This is a genomic window from Streptomyces sp. S07_1.15 (genome assembly GCF_020739505.1).
In the GTDB taxonomy this organism is placed as follows: Bacteria; Actinomycetota; Actinomycetes; order Streptomycetales; family Streptomycetaceae; genus Streptomyces; species Streptomyces xinghaiensis.
In genome coordinates this window covers 1,903,867-1,923,007 of record NZ_JAJBZK010000001.1, presented here as the reverse complement: position 1 = coordinate 1,923,007, position 19,141 = coordinate 1,903,867, and the positions used below count along the sequence as shown (strand labels likewise).

The following is a 19,141-nucleotide window of genomic DNA, read 5'->3' as shown; positions in this document are numbered from 1 at the left end:
GAAGGACCCATGCCCCCGACGCTCGCCTCCCTCGTGGCCCACCCCGCGCTCAAGCTCGCCGTCCGCGCGGGGGAGGACCGGCTGGAGACGCCCGTCCGCTGGGCCCACGCCAGCGAACTGGCCGACCCGGTGCCGTATCTCGACGGCGGTGAACTGCTGCTCGTCACCGCGCTCAAGCTGGATGCCGAGAACGGGGAGGAGATGCGGGCCTATGTCCGCCGGCTCGCCGGGGCGGGGGTCGTCGGGCTCGGCTTCGCCGTCGGCGTCAACTACGAGGACATCCCCGAGGCGCTGGTGTCGGCCGCGGCCGAGGAGGGGATGCCGCTGCTGGAGGTGCCGCGCCGGACCCCGTTCATCGCGATCAGCAAGGCCGTCTCGGCGGCCATCGCGGCCGAGCAGTACCAGGCCGTCACCGCCGGCTTCGCCGCCCAGCGCGAGCTGACGCGCGCGGCGCTCGGCCCGGAGGGCCCGGAGGCGCTGCTGGCCCGGCTCGCCGCGCACATCGGCGGCTGGGCCGCCCTCTACGACATGTCCGGGGCGGTGGTCGCCGCGGCGCCCGAGTGGGCCGCCCGGCGCGCCGCCCGGCTGACGACCGACGTCGAACGGCTGCGCGAGCGTCCCGCTCCGGCCAGTGCCGTGACCGGCGGTACCGGCGAGGACGACGACGGAGCCGACCGGATCGAACTGCAGTCCCTGGGCAGCGGCCGGCGCGCCCAGGGCGTCCTGGCCGTCGGCACCGGCGCCCCGCTGGGCACCGCCGAGCGCTACGCCGTCAACTCGGCCGTCGCCCTGCTGACCCTCACCGCCGAGCGCTCGCGCACCCTGGCCGCGGCCGAACAGCGGCTCGGTTCCGCCCTGTTGCGGATGCTGCTGGCGGGTGAGCCGGACCACGCCCGGACGGTCGCCGGCACGCTCTACGGCGCGCTGCTCGACGCCCCCTTCCGGGTGCTCGTCGCGGAACGCGCCGGTCCGCAGACCCCGGACGCCGCGCCCGCCGCCGGCGACGGAGGCCCGGCCCCGGACCCGCTCGGCCGGCTCGCCGACACCCTGGAGGCGGCCGCGGCCCGGGGCGGGGAGCACCTCCTCGTCGTGCCCGACGGGGACCGGCTGGTGGTGCTGGCCGCGGACGGCGGCGCCGCGGTCGCCGCCTGCGAACGGCTGGCCGAGGAGCACGAGAGCGCGGGGCGCCGCTCCCCCCGGCGCCGGGGCGGGCGGAGCACCGCGCCGGCGGCCGCGTTCGCCGTCGGCCTCTCCGCCCCGACCGGGCCGATCGCCGCCGTGTCCGCCTACCGGCAGGCGGAGCAGGCGCTGTCGGTGGCCCGCCGCCGGGGCCGGGTGCTCGTCGAGCACGAGGAGGTCGCGGCCGGGTCGGTGCTGCCGCTGCTCGCGGACGACGCCGTACGGGCGTTCGCCGACGGCATCCTCCGCCCGCTCCGGGAACACGACGCCACCGGCCGCGGCGACCTGGTCTCCTCGCTCCGCGCCTGGCTCTCCCGGCACGGCCAGTGGGACGCGGCCGCCGCCGACCTGGGCGTGCACCGGCACACCCTGCGTTACCGGATGCGCCGGGTGGAGGAGATCCTCGGCCGCTCCCTGGACGACCCGGACGCCCGGATGGAGCTCTGGCTCGCCCTGAAGGCGACCAGCGCGGAGTGAGGGGCGGGCGGCCGGGCCCGCGGGCGGGACGGGCAGCGCCGCCGGGCGGCGGGACCCGCCGGTGCTCCGCGGGCCGGAGCGCGGGGCGGCACGCCGAAGCGTCCTAGCCGGACCGGCGCACCGCTCCACCGCGGACAAACGCCATTCGGCGCCGCCGCCCCTAACGTGGTGCCCAGCACCCCGCACGCGCACCCCGCACCAGCACACCGCGGGCCCGCGGGCACCGCGCACGAGCTCCCCGCACGAACACCGCGCACCAGCACCCACCGCACCATCCCCACCACCTCGGAAGGGCCGGGATCCGCTGTGACCCACACCCACGCGTTCTGGCTGGCCGGCCGACAGGCGACCGGCGACGACACACTCGATGTCACCTCCCCTTGGGACGGCAGGCTCGTCGGCACGGCGAGCGTCCCGACCGAGGCCCAGGTCGAGGAGGCCGTGGCCGCGGCGCACGCCGTACGGGCCGAGTTCGCCGCCACCCCGGCGCACGTCCGGGCCGCGGCCCTGGAGCACGTCCAGCGGCGGCTGGCCGAACGGGCCGAGGAGATCGCCGGGCTGATCTCCGCCGAGAACGGCAAGCCGCTCAAGTGGGCGCGCGGCGAGGTCGGCCGCGCCGTCTCCGTCTTCCGGTTCGCCACCGAGGAGGCCCGCCGCTTCAACGGCGGCGAGGCGCAGCGCCTGGACACCGACGCGGGCGGCGCCGGGCGGCTCGCGCTCACCCGCCGCTTCCCGCGCGGCGCGGTGCTGGGCATCGCCCCGTTCAACTTCCCGCTGAACCTGTGCGCGCACAAGGTCGCCCCGGCCCTCGCCGTGGGCGCCCCGATCGTCCTCAAGCCGGCCCCGGCCACCCCGCTCTCCGGGCTGCTGCTGGGCGAACTCCTGGCCGAGACGGACCTGCCCGCCGGTTCCTGGAGCGTCCTGCCCGTGCCCAACGACCGGATGCCCGCCCTGGTGCGCGACGAGCGGCTGCCGGTCATCTCCTTCACCGGCTCCGGCCCGGTCGGCTGGTCGATCCTCGACTCCGCGCCCCGCAAGCACACCACGCTGGAACTCGGCGGGAACGGCGCGGCGATCGTCCTCGCCGACTGGTCCTCGGACGCCGACCTCGACTGGGCCGCGACCCGGATCGCGACCTTCTCCAACTACCAGGGCGGCCAGTCCTGCATCTCGGTGCAGCGGGTCATCGCCGACGCCTCGGTGTACGACCGGCTGGTGCCCCGGATCGTCGCGGCCGTCAAGGAGCAGGTGACCGGCGACCCGTCGAACCCGGCCACCGATGTCGGACCGCTGGTCAGCGAGGACGCGGCCAAGCGCGTCGAGTCCTGGGTCGGGGAGGCGGTGGACGCGGGCGCCACGCTGCTCACCGGCGGCGAGCGGGACGGCGCCACGTACGCGCCGACCGTCCTCACCGATGTGCCGTCCGATGTCCAGGTCTCCTGCGAGGAGGTCTTCGGGCCGGTGCTGACCGTCACCCGCGCCGAGGACGAGGCGGCGGCCTTCGCGGCGGCCAACGACTCCCAGTACGGGCTCCAGGCGGGGGTGTTCACGCACGACGTGCGCACCGCCTTCCGCGCGCACCGGGAGCTGGAGGTCGGTGGCGTGATCATCGGCGATGTGCCGTCCTACCGGGCCGACCAGATGCCCTACGGCGGCACCAAGCAGTCCGGTGTGGGCCGGGAGGGTGTGCGCTTCGCGATGGACGACTACACCTACGAGCGCGTGATGGTGCTGACCGGCCTGGATCTCTAGAAGCCCGCAAGCCCGCAAGCCCGCAAGCCCGCAAGCCCGCAAGCCGGCAGGCCCGGGAGTCCGGAAACCGGGGGCCGGCGGGCGCCGAACGGCCGGGGCGCGCAGCCCACACGACGCGCCCCGGCCGCTCTTGTGCGGCCCTCGGGGACCGGCCCGGCTTCCGGTGTCTCACCCGCCCGGGAGACACCGCAGGCACCGGGTCAGTACCCTCCGGCCGCCCGGGACGGCTCCCTCGATGCGTCCCGGAGTCCGAAGTCGAGCCGCGCGAGGCGGACCGCTCCGCGCAGCGTGATCCACAGGTCCCGCACACCGCGCGGGGCGCCGCCCAGCGTAAGTTCCACGGCCCGGTACGCATAGGGGCCGTCGGTGCACGGGACAACGGCTTCGCCGAGCGGGGTGCCGTCGGCCAGGGCGAGTCCGATCCGCGCCTCGCCCGGTTCCGCGCGGGCCGCCAGCAGGACGGCGGTGTCCGGGGCGGAGGGGCCGAAGTCGCAGGCGCGGAAGAGCAGCCGGGCCGCGGCGCCCGGGTCCGCCGGGGCCACCGCGTCGCCGCGGGTCTTCGTCCGGTCCACCAGGACGGCGTTCTCGGAGGCGTCGTAGCGGGCGGCCTCCAGACCGGCTTCCCGCACCGGGCGCGGGGCGGGCGGCGGTCCGCCGACGGTGACGGGCGCCGTCAGCCGGATGTCGGCGGAGGAGGCGCCGGCCTGGAGCTCGTAGCGGCCCGGGTCGGTGGTCCAGCGGCCGTGCGCCACGTCCCAGTGGCCCAGCGCCGCCACCGGCACGGTGAAGGTGAACCGCCCGGTCTCCCCGGCGGCGAGCCGGCGGCGTTCGTGGGCCACCAGCTGCCGGTGGGGCCGGGGCACGCGCGGAGCGACGGCGCGGGCGTAGAGCTGGACGACCTCGTCGGCGTCCCGGTCCCCGGTGTTGGTGACGGTGAGGGCGGCGGTGAGGGTGCCGCCGTCGCGGGTCACGGTGAGGCCGTCGTAGGAGAAGCGGCTGTAGGAGAGGCCGTGGCCGAAGGGGTAGAGGGGCGTGCCGTCGAAGTAGAGGTAGGTGGCGCGGGCGCCGATGATGTCGTAGTCGAACAGCCCGGGCAGACCGTCGTCGCCGGCGTACCAGGTCTGCGGCAGCCGCCCGGCCGGTGAGACGTCCCCGAACAGCGCGCGCGTGAGCGCGGTCCCGGCCGCCTGCCCGCCGTGCGCCGTCCACAGCAGGGCGGGCAGCTCGGCGTCGGCCTCGGGGACGGCGTACGGGTAGCTGCTCACGAGGGCCAGCACGGTGCGCGGGTTGACGGCGCGGGCGGCGCGCCACAGCCGTTCCTGTGCCGGGGGGAGCGCGAGGGTGGTGCGGTCCTCGGTCTCCCGGCCGTTGATGTGCGGGTCGTTCCCGGCCGCCACGATCACGGTGCCGGCCGCGGCGGCGGCGCGGGCTGCCGCGTCCTCGCCCCGCTCGGTCACCTCGACGGTGAACACCTCGGCCGATTCCGGTCCTTCGCCCTCGTCCGTGGTGCGCAGCCCGTCCGGCGCGAGGCGGCAGGGGCGGCCGGAGCCGAGGTGCCGGAGCAGATGGCCGTCCCCGTGGGGTTCGAGGGCGAACGTCTCCTGGACCACCCAGCCGCCCGGCTCCTCGGCGGAGGCCCGGACGAAACCGTCCGCGGCGGCGCTCAGGCAGTGGCCGTCAGGGGCGCGCAGGGTGAGCACGCCGCCGCCCCAGTCGGTGAGCGCCAGTTCGGTGGGGTGCTCGCCGCGGGTGACGGGCGGGAGGTCCGTACGGCCCTCCGTGTGCGCGGGGTTCAGGGAGCCGGCGGGTCCGGACGCGGCCTCCGGCGCTCCGGCCCCGGCCGGGCCGGCGGGGACGTGCAGCCAGCCGCCCGAGGCGCAGCGCAGGCGCACCCGGTCGGAGCCGTCCGCGTGGACGACCCGTCCCGTGCCGAGCCGTTCGGCCAGGGCGCCGCGGAGGGTGCTCCGGCGGATCAGGTCGCCGCTGTACCAGTCGCGTTTGCAGGCGTCGGCCATCGGGCCGATCACGGCGACCGTGCCCGCGCCGCCCGCCGCGTCCGCTTCCGCGCCGGCGTCCTGGCCCCCGTCCCCGTCCCCGTCCCCGTCCCCGTGCGCGGAGAGCGGCAGCAGTCCGTCGTTCTTCAGCAGTACGACCGCCTGTTCCGCCGCTTCGCGCGCCAGTTCGCGGTGGGCCGGGGTGTCGACGTGCTCCGGGCCGATACCGGCGCAGGGGTCGTCCTCCGGGGCGAACTCGCCCAGTTCGCGGCGCATCGCGAGCAGCCGCCGGACGGCCGTGTCGATGTGGTGTTCGCCGATCAGGCCGCGCTCCAGGGCGCCGCGCAGCCGGGCAGTGGTCGGCGCGGGGTCCTGGTCGTGATCGGTGAAGCTGTCCACGCCGGCCCGGAGCGCGGCGGCGGCCGCCTCCTCGTGGGTGGCGTGGTAGCCCTGTGAGCCGGCGATGTTGGAGGGCGCTGCCGCGTCGGAGCAGACGACCAGCTCCCGGTCCGTCCAGGTGCGCAGCTCCTCCTCCAGATACGGCGAGAGATGGTTGGGCCGCCCGTTGACCAGGCTGTACGCGGGCATGACACCGGCCACCGCGCCCGCCTCGACCGGCCCGCGGAAGGCCGGGAGGTCGTACTCGTGGAGCACCCGGGGCGGTACGGAGGCCGAGGTGGTGTCGCGGCCGGTCTCGTTGTTGTGCGCCAGCCAGTGCTTGAGGACGGGGGCGGTGCGCCAGTACCGGGGATGGCCGCCGCGGAGCCCGCGGGTGTAGGCGGTGGCGAGTGCGGCGGTCAGCGCCGGGTCCTCGGAGTAGCCCTCCTCGTTGCGGCCCCAGCGGGGGTCGCGGAGCGGGTTGACCACGGGCGCCCAGACATTGAGCCCGACGCGGGGATCCCGGGCGCGCATCCCCCGGACCTCGGTGGACACGGCCTCGCCGATCCGCCGTAGCAGGTCCGGGTTCCAGCTGGCGCCGAGCCCCACGGCCTGCGGGAAGACGGTGGCCGGGCCCATCCAGGCGACCCCGTGCAGGGCCTCCTGGCCGGTGCGGAAGGCGGCGATCCGCAGGCGTTCCACGGCGGGCGCGAACTGGTGGAGCATCGCGATCCGCTCGTCGAGGGTGAGCTGGGCGAGCAGGTCGTCCACGCGCTGTCTGCGCGGCAGCCGGGCATCGCGGCGGGGCGGCGGAGCGGTGGACACGGACGGTCTCCTCGCGGCCGGTGTGCCCCGAAGACGTCCGAGGCGGCGGAGTGCGGAGCGGGGGGCGCACCACAGGCGGAGCGGGTCTGCGGCTTACGGCACATTCGAAGCGCTTCGATGCTGCGCCGCGGGACCGGCCGTGTCAAGACGTAAAACACCGGCGCTCTGGGCTTCTTGGGGCGGACGGGCCGTCAACTCCCGGTGGTGCAAGCATTTTTGCGGCGGCTCTTGCGTGACCACACCCCCGCACCTAACCTCGGCGCCATCGAAGCGCTTCGACCACTCGGCCAAGGGACCGGTCGTGCGGCGGTTACGCCACGAAGGGTTGACGCAATGCCGAACTTCCAGGGCCCGGACCACGCTTCCGGCCGCCCCAGCCCGCACAGCAGACGGACCTTCCTCGCCGGAGCGGCCGCCGTCACCGCGGCCGTCGCCGGCGGCGCGCCCCTGCTCAGCGGCTGCTCCTCGGGCGAGAGCACCAACCGGGGCGGTACGACCAGCGGCAAGGACCTCAAGAAGCTGCTGCCCGCCCATGTGGCCTCCCGGGCGAGCGACCCGGACATCCCCAGCCGCAACGGCTCCAGCCCCGGCTTCACTCGGGCCCCCGAGCCCGGGGACCTCGCCGTCTCCGTCCGCGGCAAACCGGGCAGCGGCGGGACCTACACCGCCTTCACCCCGCTCTGGGGCACTCCGCCCGCGAAGGACGCCGCCTACTACCGGGCCGTCAACAAGGCGCTCGGCGCCGAGATCCGCTGGCAGACCCAGGACGGCAACACCTACGGCGAGAAGCTGAGCGCCGTCCTCGCCTCCGACGGCATCGCCGACATCGTCTGCATACCGCAGTGGGAGATGCAGGGCCGCATCCACGGCGCGATCAGCGCCAAGTTCGCCGACCTCGGCCCGTATCTCTCCGGCGACAAGGTGAAGAAGTACCCCAACCTCGCCGCCATCCCCACCGCCGCCTGGCAGATGTCCGTCTTCGGCGGGAAGCTGCGCGGCCTGCCGATGCCCGCGCGCCCGCTCGGCGGCGTCGTCCCGTTCTACCGGCAGGACCTCTTCGAGAAGGAGGGCTGGGAGGTCCCGGACAGCCCGGACGCGTTCCTCGCCCTCGCCAAGGAGATCACCCGCCCCGCGAGCAAGCGGTGGGCCTGCGAGGACATGTGGTGGTCCGCCCAGATCATCTTCGGCTGCCCGCCCGAGAAGCCGTACTACTGGACCGAGCGGGACGGCAAGCTGGTCCACAAGGTGGAGACGGACGCCTGGCTCGAAGCCCTGGAGTGGACCCGCAAGCTCTACGCCGCCGGGGTCGTCCACCCGGACGCCGTCGCCGGCAAGGCCAACGACGCGGCCACCCGCTTCACCTCCGGGCAGTCGCTGATGATGAACGACGGCGACGCCAAGTGGTACGGCCTCACCTTCGAACAGGCCTCCGCCAACCCGGACTTCCGCATCCAGGGCATGGACTTCTTCGGCCCCGGCGGCGGCGACCCCGTCCTCTACCAGGGCGCCCCCGCCAGCCTCTGGTCCTTCCTCAACAAGAAGCTCTCGAAGGAGCGGATCGAGGAGTGCCTCGCCCTCGCCGACTTCATCGCGGCGCCCTACGGCACGCGTGAGCAGCGGCTCATCGACTACGGCACCGAGGGCGAGCACTACACGCTGAAGGACGGGGTGCCGGTGAAGACGGAGAAGGGTGTCAAGGAGGTCATGGACACCTACCGCTTCATCGTCTCCGCCGAGGCCTCCGTCGCCTACCCCGACCATCCGCGGGTGGTGAAGGACTACTGCGGCTGGATGCAGCGGATGGGCGCCCATATGCGCAAGCCGCTCTTCTACGGCATGCAGATCCAGGAGCCCACCCGGTACGCCTCCCTCTACACGCCGTTCGAGGATCTCGCCAAGGACGTGGTCCGCGGCCGCAAGTCGCTGCGCGACGCGCAGCGGGCCGTCACCGACTGGCGCAAGGGCGGGGGCGACAAGCTGCGCGACTGGTACGCGGAGCTGCTGGAGAAGAACGGCAGCGGAGTGTGAGCAGCGCCGTGCGCCCCCGGGCCACGGGGGCGCCCCCCGGCACCGCGGCCCCGGACGGCGACGGCGGCGGCCGTCCCGGCGCGTCCCGGCCCGCGCCCGCTTCCCGCCGCTGGTACCGGCTGCGCCGCGACCGGTCCCTGCTGCTGATGGCGCTCCCGGCGGTCGGCCTGCTGGCGCTGTTCGTCTATGTGCCGCTGATCTGGACCACGGTCGCCTTCAAGGACTACGACCCGTATCTCTCCGGGCTGTGGGACAGCCCGTGGACCGGCTGGGAGAACTTCTCCCTGCTGCTGTCCGACAGCCGGTTCTGGGACGCCGGCGTCAACACGCTCGCCATCACCTTCCTCCAGCTCACCCTGTTCTTCCCGGTCCCCATCGCGCTGGCGCTGCTCCTCAACAGCCTCATGAGCGAGCGCGTCCGGGCCGTCGTGCAGAGCGTGCTCTACCTCCCGCACTTCTTCTCCTGGGTGCTGGTCATCACCGTCTTCCAGCAGATGCTGGGCGGCGCCGGGCTGATCTCCCAGCTGCTGCGCGCCCGCGGCTACGAGGGCTTCGATCTGATGACCGACCCGGGCGTCTTCAAGTTCCTGGTCACCGCGCAGCTGGTGTGGAAGGACGCGGGCTGGGGCGTCATCGTCTTCCTCGCCGCGCTCTCCGCCGTCAACCAGGACCTGTACGAGGCCGCGGCCGCCGACGGCGCCGGGCGGTGGCGCCGCATGTGGCACGTCACGCTGCCCGCGCTGCGGCCCGTCATCGCACTGCTGCTGGTGCTGCGCGTTGGCGACGCCCTGACCGTCGGCTTCGAACAGATCCTGCTCCAGCGCGACGCGGTCGGACCGGGCGCCTCGGAGGTGTTCGACACCTATGTGTGGTGGGTCGGCATCGCCAACGGCGACTACGGCGTCGCCGCGGCGGGCGGCCTGGTCAAGGGCGTCTTCAGCCTGGTCCTGGTCCTGCTGGCCAACAAGGTCGCCCATCTGCTGGGCGAACAGGGGGTGTACCGGAAATGAGCGCGACGGCACCGCTGCGGACGGCCACCGCACCACCGGACCCGCCGCCCGCCCCGGCGGCTCCGAAGCCGGACCGGCGGGGCGGACGGCCCGTGTGGGAGGAGGAGCCGGGACCGGCCGGGCAGGGCCTGAAGGGCGTCACCCTCGTGACCGTCTGCGCGGCGATCCTGGGCCCGCTCTGGGTGGTCGTCGTCACCAGCCTCTCCGACCAGAAGACCATCACCGAGGCCGGCGGGCTGGTGATCGTCCCGAAGACGGTCACCTTCCGGGCCTACCAGGAGCTGCTGAGCGGCGGGACGGTCACCCGCGCCACGGTCGTCAGCCTGCTGGTCACCCTCGTGGGCACCGCCATCAGCATGGCCGTCTCCATCCTCTGCGCCTACGGGCTCTCCCGGCCCGGCTCCCTGCTGCACCGGCCGATCCTGATGACCCTGCTGGTCACCATGTTCTTCAGCGCCGGCCTCATCCCCACGTATCTGCTGGTCACCGGCATCGGCCTGCAGGACAGCTACTGGGCGATGATCCTGCCGAGCGCCGTCTCGGTCTTCAACATCCTCGTCCTGCGGGCCTTCTTCATGAACACCGCGCCGGAGCTCATCGACAGCGCCCGGATCGACGGCGCGGGGGAGTGGCGCATCCTGCTGCGCATCGTGATGCCGCTGTCCAAGGCCGTCATCGCCGTCATCTCGCTCTTCTACGCGGTCGGCTACTGGAGCCAGTGGTTCAACGCGATGATCTACCTCAACGACGCCGGGAAATGGCCGCTCCAGATGATCCTGCGGCAGCTCGTCATCAAGCAGGAGGCGCCGCAGGGCATGTCCCAGATGATCGCCACCCAGCAGGTCCCGGGACTGGCCGTGCAGATGGCGGTCATGGTCCTGGCGCTGATCCCGGTGGTGGCCGTCTACCCCTTCGTGCAGAAGCACTTCACCAAGGGGATGCTCACGGGCGCCATCAAGGGCTGACCCGGCTCCGGTCCCCCCCTCGCCGGGGCCGGGTCGCGGCCCGCGCCCGCCGTCCTCCCGCCACCGCACGGCCGGCCGTACGAGCCGGCCGTACGAGCCGCTCCTCTGTCCTCTCTCCTCTGTCCTCCGCACGGAAGGTCTCAGGCCATGCCGCACTCAGCGGGACCCGGGACGCCCGGCCGCCCCGGTCTGGCGGACGCGGTCCGCGGCCGTGTCCTCTACGGCGGCGACTACAACCCCGAGCAGTGGCCCGAGGAGACCTGGCCCGAGGACATCCGGCTGATGCGCCAGGCCGGGGTCACCCTCGTCACCGTCGGCGTCTTCTCCTGGGCGCGCATCGAACCCGAGCCCGGCGCACGGGACTTCGGCTGGCTGGACACCGTCCTCGGCCTGCTGGACGGCGCCGGCATCGGCGTCTGCCTCGCCACACCCACCGCCTCGCCCCCGCCTTGGCTCGGCGCCCGGCATCCCGGGACCCTGCCGCGCGATCCCGCGGGCTCAGTCGTCTGGTACGGCTCGCGCAACCACTTCTGCGCCTCCTCCGCCGTCTACCGCGACCACGCCGCCGCCCTCACCGAGGACCTCGCCGCCCGCTACACCGGCCACCCGGCGCTGCGGCTGTGGCACGTCGGCAACGAGTACGCCACCCCCTGCTGGTGCGACGCCACCGCACACCACTTCCGCCGCTGGCTGCGCCACCGCTACGGCACCCTCGGCGCGCTCAACGAAGCCTGGGGCACCGCCTTCTGGAGCCAGACCTACGGCAGCTGGGACGAGCTGATCCCGCCGCGCCGCGCCCAGTACCTCGTCAACCCCGCGCACGCGCTCGACTTCCGCCGCTTCACCAGCGACGCGCTGCTGGAGTGCTTCACCGCCGAACGCGACATCCTGCGCGGACACGACCCGGACACCCCCGTCACCACCAACTTCATGCCCTTCTTCGCGGGTGTGGACGGCTGGGCCTGGGCCGCCGAGGAGGACGTCGTCTCCGCCGACATCTACCCCGACCCCGCCGACCCGCACGGCGGCGCGGAGAACGCCCTCGTCCAGGACCTCACCCGCTCGCAGGCCGGCGGCCCCTGGATGCTGATGGAGCAGGCCGCGGGCGCCGTGAACTGGCGGCCCGTCAACCGGCCGAAGCCGCACGGGCTGACGCGCCTGTGGTCCCTGCAGGCCGTGGCGCGCGGGGCCGACGCCGTGTGCTTCTTCCAGTGGCGGCAGTCCCGGCAGGGCAGCGAGAAGTTCCACTCGGCGATGCTGCCGCACGCGGGCGAGCACAGCCGGACCTTCCGGCAGGTGCGCGAACTCGGCGCCGAACTGGCCTCCCTGGGCAACGAGGTGGCGGGCCGGCCGGTGCCGTCCGGGGCGGCGCTCCTGCACGACTGGGACGCCTGGTGGTCGGCCCAGGGCGAGGGGCGCCCCTCCGCCCTCGTCACCCACGACGGCCTGCTGCGCGCCTGGCACCGGGCGCTCTGGGAGGCGGGGATCACCACCGACTTCGCCCGCCCCACCGCGGACCTCGGCCGCTACCGCCTCGTCGCCGTCCCCCACCTCCATCTGCTCACCGACGAGGCTCTCCGGAACCTGACCGCTCATGTGCGCGGCGGCGCCACTCTCGTCTGCGGCTTCTTCACCGGCGTCACCGACGGCGACGACCGGGTCCGCCCCGGCGGCGTCGACGCCCGGCTGCGCGAGCTGCTGGGGATCGCCACCGTGCACGAGTGGTGGCCGCTGTCGGAGGACGAGACGGTCACGCTCACCACCACGTCATCCACCGCCACCACGCCCGCCACGGGCGGCCTGCCGGGCACCTTCACCGGCACCCTCTGGTCCGAGGACCTCGAACTCGCCGGGGCGGAGCCCGTCGCCGTCCTCAAGGGTGGCGAGCTGGACGGCGGCCCGGCCGTCACCCGCCACCGCCACGGCGCCGGCACCGCCTGGTACGTCTCCACCCTGCCCGAACCTCCGGCCCTGCGCGCCCTGCTGGCGCACGCCGCCGACACGGCCGGGCTGCGGCCCGAGCTCCCCGGACTCCCCGCCGGCGTGGAGGCGGTCCGCCGCGGCGACCTGCTCTTCCTCCTCAACCACAGCGGTGCCCCGGCCGTGGTCCCGCTCCCCGCCCCGGCCGCCGACGTGCTGACCGGGCGGGACCACACCACCGCCATCCGCCTCGACCGCCACGGCGCCGCCGTGCTGCGCACCGGGGCACGGCGGAACGGAGCACCGCACGCACCGCACGCACCGCACGCTCCCGAGCCCCCACCCCCGTAGAAGGAGACATCCCGTGCGACCCACCTCCCCCCGCATCCCCCGCAGGACGCTGCTCCGCACCGTCCTCCCCGCCGCGGCCGCGCTGGCCGGCCTGACCACGCTGGCCTCCGCGCCCGCCCACGCCGCCGTCTGGTCCTCCTCCGAGCAGTGGGGCACCTGGTCCAACGGCGGCTACACCCTCTACAACAACATCTGGGGCTCCGGCACCGGCCCGCAGACCATCTGGGCCAACTCCTACAGCGACTGGGGCGTCTGGGCGGACCACCCGAACACCGGCGGCATCAAGTCCTACCCCAACGCCAAGAAGGTCGTGAACAAGCCGATCAGCCAGATCGCCACGCTGACCAGCCACTACAACGTCACGGTCCCGAACGCCGGTGCCTACAACACGAGCTATGACATCTGGGACACCGACTACGACCACGAGATCATGCTCTGGGTCAACCGGACGGGCCCGGTCGGCCCCCTCGGCTCCCACCAGGGCGACGTCTCGCTGGGCGGCCACAGCTGGTCCGTGTACCGGGGCGACAACGGCCACAACGCCGTCTACACGTTCATCCGCTCCTCCGACTCGACCGCCGGCACGGTGAACATCAAGCCGATCCTCGACTGGCTGAAGAACACCAAGGGCTGGATCGGCGACGAGACCATCGGCGACGTCCAGTTCGGCTACGAGATCACGTCCTCGGCCGGCGGCCTGGACTTCCGCACCAACAGCTTCGGCGTCTCGTCGAGCTGAGCGCCGGCCCGGCGGCGCGCCCCCTCACCCCCGCGGCGGGGCGCGTCGCCTCCCCGCTCCCCGCCGGCAGCGGCGTGAGCCGTTCCCGCACCGCCGCACCGCCGCACCGCCGCGCCGCCGTCACCGGGCCCGGACCGTGGCTCACACCCGGGATGAGCTCCCGGTCTCGGAGGTGCGGACCGCCAGGAGCGCCGCGCCGATGTGCGCCGCCGCTCGCGGATCGGAGAGGGAGCGGCCCGTCAGCTCCTCGATGCGGCGCAGCCGGTAGCGGACGGTGTTGGGGTGGACGAAGAGCCGCCCGGCCACGTCCCTGGCGGAGCCGGAGGTGGCGAACCAGTGCTCCAGGGTCTCCAGGAGGCGGGCGCGCTCCGCGGCCGGGAGGTCGAGCAGGGGCCGCAGCACCACCTCCACCAGGTGGCCCGCCTCCGCCGGTGCGGCGGCGACGACCATGGCCAGCGGGTCGTCGTCGAACCGCGCGACGCCGGGGCCGGTGTGCCGCAGGCCGGCCAGGGCCAGCCGCGCGAAACGCAGGGCCTGTGGCGCGTCCCGCAGCGAGTCGAAGCAGGGGCTCACGCCCACACGGGCGCCCCGGGCGCGGTTCAGGACGCGCAGGAAGGCGCCTTCCGCGGCCGGTGCGGGCAGGGCGACCAGCCCGATCTGCTGGTCGGGCAGCAGCCGCCAGGTCGACGGGAGCCGGGCCTGGCGCAGCGCGCTCTCGATGCCCGTCAGCGGTTCCTCGCCGGGCGCTTCGGCCACCGCCGCGGCGACCGCGTAGGGCCCGCGCTCGGGCAGACCGAGCTCGCGGGCGGCGTCCCGCAGGGTGGTGCGGTCGGCGATGACGCCGGTGAACAGCGCCTCCGCCAGTGCCGAGCGCCGGGCCTGCCGCTGCGAGGTCAGCTCGGTGGTGGCCTCCCGGTGGGCCGCCGCGACCGTCTGGGCGTACAGGCCGAACAGCGCCCAGATCTCCGCCGACCGCGACACCAGCTCGGCGTCCGGGACATCGGGGCGGGTCCGCGCCTCCGCGAGGATCTCCGACCACAGGAACTCGAAGCCGATCCGGTACGCGTGCAGGGTGTCCGCCAGCGGCATGCCCTGTTCGGCGCGGATCCGGCCGGTCTCACGGGACGGGCCCGGATCCGGGTCCGGGGCGTCCGTACCCCGGAGGTGGTTCAGGACCAGGTCGACGTTGGCCGTGCACGAGGCGCGCAGCGAGTCGAAGGGGGTCAGCGACTCGTCCTTGTAGGCGTCGATCTGCGAGCGGATGCGCAGCGCCATCCGCTCACCGAGCTCCGGAACCCGTGCCTGAAGCACGGCCGCCACGTCCGACAGGTCCATTTTCGCAGCTTAACGCCCTGCTGTTGTTCCCGGGAACAATCCGGTGCGTGAGACGCTGTCCCGCCGGCCATAGGACCCGGCCCGTGTGCGGCAGCACGATGACGTCCACGTGAACGGCGGATTCCGACAACGACATGCGTGGAGGCAGGCCATGGCCAACCTGGCACAGTTCCTGGTGGAGACGGCGCAGCGGCAGCCGGAGCGGCCCGCCCTGCGCCTGGGCGAGCAGGTCACCGGCTACGCGGAGCTGGACGAGCGCAGCGCCCGCGCCGCCGCGCTGCTGCGCGCCGAGGGTGTACGGCCGGGGGACCGGGTCGCCCTGATGCTGCCCAACGTTCCGGAGTTCGTCGTCCTGTACTACGGCGCGCTGCGTGCCGGGGCGGTCGTCGTCCCGCTGAACCCGCTGCTGAAGGCGCGCGAGACCGAGTTCCACCTGAACGACTCCGGAGCGGTGCTGCTGTGTGAATGGCACCGGGCGCCGGGCGAGGGCGCTCAGGGCGCGGCCGCCGCCGGGGTCCGGCACCTGGCCGTCGAACCCGCGGACTTCGCCGGCCGGCTGGCCGGTCACGAGCCGGCGCCCGGGGTGGCGGAGACGGACGACGCCGACGTGGCCGTGCTGCTGTACACCTCCGGGACCACCGGCCGCCCCAAGGGCGCCTCTCTCACCCACGGCGGACTGCGCCACAACACCCAGGTCAACAAGGACTCCGTGCAGCGGATGACCCCGGACGACGTGGTGGTCGGCTGTCTGCCGCTGTTCCACATCTTCGGGCAGATCTGCACCATGAGCGTGGCCGTCCTCAGCGGCGCCATGCTCACCCTGATCCCCCGCTTCGACCCGCAGGCCGTCCTGGACGCCATCGCCCGCGACCGCGCCACGGTCTTCGAGGGCGTCCCGACCATGTACGCGGCGCTGCTCCAGCACCCCTCGGACGCGGACGTCTCCACGCTGCGGATGTGCATCTCGGGAGGGGCGTCGCTGCCGGTGGAGGTTCTGCACGGCTTCGAGCGGCGCTTCGGCTGCGCGGTGCTGGAGGGCTTCGGCATGTCCGAGACCAGCCCGGTCGTCACCTTCAACCACCCCGACCGGCCGCGCAAGGCGGGCTCCATCGGCACCCCGATCCAGGACGTGGAGGTACGGCTCCTGGACGACAGCGGCCGGGACGTGGCGCTGGGCGAGGTCGGTGAGATGGCCGTCCGCGGACCCAATGTGATGAAGGGGTACTGGAACCTCCCGGAGGAGACAGCGGCCGCCGTCCCCGACGGCTGGCTGCGCACCGGAGACCTGGCGCGGCAGGACGAGGACGGCTACTTCTTCATCGTCGACCGCAAGAAGGACATGATCATCCGCGGCGGTTACAACGTCTACCCGCGCGAGATCGAGGAGGTGCTCCACGAGCACCCCGCCGTCGCGCTGGCCGCCGTGGTGCCCGTGGCGCACGCCCGTCTCGGCGAGGAGATCGGGGCCGCGGTGGTGCTGCGCCCGGGCGCGGCGGCCACGCCCGATGAACTGCGGGAGTTCGTCAGGGACCGGGTGGCCGCGTACAAGTACCCGCGCGAGGTGTGGATCACGGACACGCTGCCGACCGGCCCCAGCGGCAAGATCCTCAAGAGGGAGATCACCGCACCGGCGGGGTGAACCACCGCGCTGCCGTTCCGCTCAGCCGCCCGCCCGCGCCGCTTGTACGCGCGGGCGACCTCCAGCAGTTCCTCCTGGGTGCGGTAGCGCAGCTTGCACTGCCAGAAGCCGGCCGCCCACTCCGGCAGCATCGGCGTCCGGCCGGTCACCGCCGTGTAGCGACGCTGGGCGGCGGCCGGGTCGCCGGCGGTGATCCAGTAGTCGATCTGGCGGGCGCTGTCGGCGACCCAGCGGGTGCCGTTCGCGGCGAGTTCCACCCGGCCGACGGCGGGGTTGTTCCAGAGCAGGGTGTAGCCGCGGTCGGAGGTGAGCAGCGGGATGATGACCTCGGCGTTGCGCTGCACCAGGTCGATGACGGCGCCCTTCTGGTCGAGCAGGCCGTGCTGGTGCTGCCCGAGCCCGTACATCCGTTCGCCGTTGTAGGCGCGGAAGCGCTGTTCGAGCCGGTGGTAGCCGTTGCCGGTGGCGGTGTAGAGGCGCGGCCCCGGCCACCAGAAGTGCGCCCGCTCCTCGGCCAGCAGTTCCTCACCGGTGTCAGTGCGGAGGAAGCGGACCATGCCCTCGGCGGTGACCTCGGCGGTCAGCGTGCCGTTGACGAGCAGTCCGCGGTCGTCGCCGGGCTTGACGGACGCCGCGGGCGCCTCCGGCGGGGCCTCCCGCAGCGCGCCCGGGAGGTCCGCGAGGACCGGGCCGCCGAGCCGGGCGCGGACCCGGATCGCGTCCGGGCCCCAGGGTTCGAGCCGTACGGTCTCCTGCCGTCCCGACCACTCCAGGGCGCTGCCGCTCTCGCGGAAGGTGCCGGCCGTGGGGGAGGACTGGGCGAGCGAGACTGACTGCGGTGCCGGGTTCATCTGCACTCCTCTGGGATGACGGCGGCCGGTGGGACGGCGTACGGGGCCGGGCGCGGGCGGCACGGAGACCCGCGGACCCGCGGACAGGCGCGCGGGCCCGGCGGCCGTGCGGCGGGCGGGAGGTGCGGGCGGAGACGGTCGGGAGCGGTCGGACGGGGCGCCGGCCGGTGCGGCCGGGCGCGGACGGGCCGTGCCCGCGGGGCGGCTGCGGGCGCGGTGGTGCGGGACGGCGGGCGCGGGCGAGGGCGAGGGCGGGGACGGCGGAGACGGCGGAGACGGTCGGGAGCGGGACGGTCCGGTGGCGCGGTGGCGCGGTGGGGCGGTGATCAGCCCCGGGCGGGAGGCGGTCCGGAGCTGGCACGCACGGTGAGTTCGGGGGGCAGCAGGGTGGACCGGGGGCGGCCGCGTCCGTCCAGCTTCTCCATGACGAGCTCCACGGCCCGGCGCCCCATCTCCTGGGCGGGGATGGCGACCGAGGTGAGCCGCACGGACGCCTGCAGGGCGACCTGCTCCGGGCAGACGGCCACCACCGAGACGTCCTCCGGCACCGCCCGCCCCTGCTCCCGCAACAGGCTGAGCAGCGGGTCGATCGCGTGCTCGTTCTGCACCACGAGGCCGGTGGTGCCCGGGCGTTCACCGAAGATCCGGGCGAGGGTGCCGGCCAGCGAGGCGTAACCGCCCTCGCAGGGGCGGTGCAGGGTGCGCAGCCCCAGTTCGCGGGCGCGGCGGCAGAGCCCTTCCACCGTCCGCTCGGCGAAGCCGGTGTGCCGCTCGTAGACGGCCGCGGCCTCGCCGATCACGGCGATCTCCCGGTGCCCGAGCTCCGCCAGATGCTCGGCGCAGAGCGCGCCGGTCGCGGCGAAGTCCAGGTCCACACAGGTCAGTCCGGTGGCGTCGGCGGGCAGCCCGATGAGCACCGCCGGCCGGCCTGCCTCGCGCACCAACGGCAGGCGGGCGTCGAGCAGTTCGACGTCCATCAGGATCATGGCGTCCGCCAGGCCGCTGCCCGCCACCCGGCGTACGGCGGCCGGGCCCTCCTCGCCGGTCAGCAGCAGCACGTCGTAGCCGTGGGCGCGGGCGGTGGTGGCGACCGCGAGGGCGATCTCCATCATCACGGGGACGTACATGTCGGTCCGCAGCGGCATCATCAGGGCGATGACGTTCGAACGGCTGCTCGCCAGCGCGCGGGCGCCCGCGTTGGGGTGGTAGCCGAGCTCCTCGATGCTGCGTTCGACCCGGTCGCGGGTGGTGGCGGAGATCGAGCGCTTGCCGCTGAGGACGTAACTCACCGTGCTGGCGGAGACCCCGGCATGCCGGGCGACCTCGGCGAGTGTGACCATGCAGTCCCCCAGCGGCGCGACGGTGACGGGCGGCCGGCCCCGAGCGGGTGAAGCGCTTCGACTGCGCGGTCGGCCCCGCCCCCCGGCCGATGCCGTGGAATGACAGTAGACCGGTGCCCGGAAGCTGTCCAGAGGAGTGTCGAAGCGCTTCAACGGAGCGCGGGCCCGGCGTGCGCTCCCTGCCGTCCTGCCCTCCTCTCTTCTGCTCCCTCCTGCTCCCTCCTGCCCCTCCCGCCCCTCCCGCCCCGCTGACGTCCCCGCCCGCCCGCCGTCCGTGGTGCCGCCCGCCGCCGTCCGGCCCATCGGCGCGGTCCGCGCCCGGTACGCGCCGCCCCCGGCCGGGTACACCGTCATCAGC

General features: G+C 74.3%; 11 protein-coding genes and 1 pseudogene. 8 read left to right on the top strand and 4 right to left on the bottom strand.

Features of this window, described 5'->3' with window-relative positions; all coding sequences use genetic code 11:
• Positions 1-9 precede the first annotated feature (9 nt).
• Both LIX60_RS08060 and LIX60_RS08055 read left to right on the top strand, forming a co-directional pair.
• Complete coding sequence (locus LIX60_RS08060; protein WP_227957854.1) at positions 10-1,656, top strand: PucR family transcriptional regulator; 1,647 nt, start codon at positions 10-12, stop codon at positions 1,654-1,656.
• A gap of 306 nt (positions 1,657-1,962) precedes the next feature.
• Positions 1,963-3,408 carry an aldehyde dehydrogenase family protein gene (locus LIX60_RS08055; RefSeq protein WP_227957853.1) on the top strand — a complete coding sequence of 482 codons (1,446 nt, stop codon included), beginning with the start codon at positions 1,963-1,965 and terminating at the stop codon, positions 3,406-3,408.
• A 200-nt stretch (positions 3,409-3,608) separates the two neighbouring features.
• Here LIX60_RS08055 and LIX60_RS08050 read toward each other — a convergent pair whose 3' ends face one another.
• On the bottom strand, positions 3,609-6,605 hold the full coding sequence (locus LIX60_RS08050) for a glycoside hydrolase family 3 protein (RefSeq protein WP_227957852.1): 2,997 nt from the start codon (positions 6,603-6,605) through the stop codon (positions 3,609-3,611).
• 333 nt (positions 6,606-6,938) lie between these two features.
• On the opposite strand from LIX60_RS08050, the gene LIX60_RS08045 reads away from it, so the two are divergent.
• The 5 genes from LIX60_RS08045 (at position 6,939) to LIX60_RS08025 (ending at position 13,618) form a co-directional block, all read left to right on the top strand.
• Positions 6,939-8,633 (top strand): extracellular solute-binding protein, encoded by a 1,695-nt coding sequence (locus LIX60_RS08045; RefSeq protein ID WP_227957851.1) that lies wholly within the window; start codon positions 6,939-6,941, stop codon positions 8,631-8,633.
• Positions 8,630-9,643 (top strand): sugar ABC transporter permease, encoded by a 1,014-nt coding sequence (locus LIX60_RS08040; protein ID WP_227957850.1) that lies wholly within the window; start codon positions 8,630-8,632, stop codon positions 9,641-9,643. The genes LIX60_RS08045 and LIX60_RS08040 overlap by 4 nt, the downstream gene beginning before the upstream one ends.
• Positions 9,640-10,608: a carbohydrate ABC transporter permease gene (locus LIX60_RS08035; RefSeq protein ID WP_227957849.1), complete on the top strand. Its 969-nt coding sequence runs from the start codon at positions 9,640-9,642 to the stop codon at positions 10,606-10,608. The genes LIX60_RS08040 and LIX60_RS08035 overlap by 4 nt, the downstream gene beginning before the upstream one ends.
• A gap of 147 nt (positions 10,609-10,755) precedes the next feature.
• Positions 10,756-12,879, top strand: a complete 2,124-nt coding sequence (locus tag LIX60_RS08030) for a beta-galactosidase (RefSeq protein WP_227957848.1) — start codon at positions 10,756-10,758, stop codon at positions 12,877-12,879.
• Positions 12,880-12,913: 34 nt separating this feature from the next.
• Positions 12,914-13,618, top strand: coding sequence for a hypothetical protein (locus LIX60_RS08025; protein WP_374117966.1), 705 nt, complete (start codon positions 12,914-12,916; stop codon positions 13,616-13,618).
• A gap of 141 nt (positions 13,619-13,759) precedes the next feature.
• On the opposite strand, the gene LIX60_RS08020 is transcribed toward LIX60_RS08025, so the two are convergent.
• The gene (locus tag LIX60_RS08020; RefSeq protein WP_227957847.1) at positions 13,760-14,953 is read right to left on the bottom strand and encodes a CdaR family transcriptional regulator; all 1,194 of its coding nucleotides are present in this window, start codon (positions 14,951-14,953) and stop codon (positions 13,760-13,762) included.
• Between the two features lie 151 nt (positions 14,954-15,104).
• Between LIX60_RS08020 and LIX60_RS08015 the strand changes: the two genes are divergently transcribed.
• A complete protein-coding gene (locus LIX60_RS08015) occupies positions 15,105-16,592 on the top strand; it encodes a long-chain fatty acid--CoA ligase (RefSeq protein ID WP_227957846.1) in 1,488 nt (495 codons plus the stop codon).
• A 32-nt stretch (positions 16,593-16,624) separates the two neighbouring features.
• On the opposite strand, the pseudogene LIX60_RS08010 reads toward LIX60_RS08015, so the two are convergent.
• Positions 16,625-17,443, bottom strand: a pseudogene (locus tag LIX60_RS08010) (TIM-barrel domain-containing protein); the annotation flags it as partial.
• Between the two features lie 326 nt (positions 17,444-17,769).
• Positions 17,770-18,783, bottom strand: a complete 1,014-nt coding sequence (locus LIX60_RS08005) for a LacI family DNA-binding transcriptional regulator (protein WP_227957845.1) — start codon at positions 18,781-18,783, stop codon at positions 17,770-17,772.
• Between the last annotated feature and the right edge of the window lie 358 nt (positions 18,784-19,141).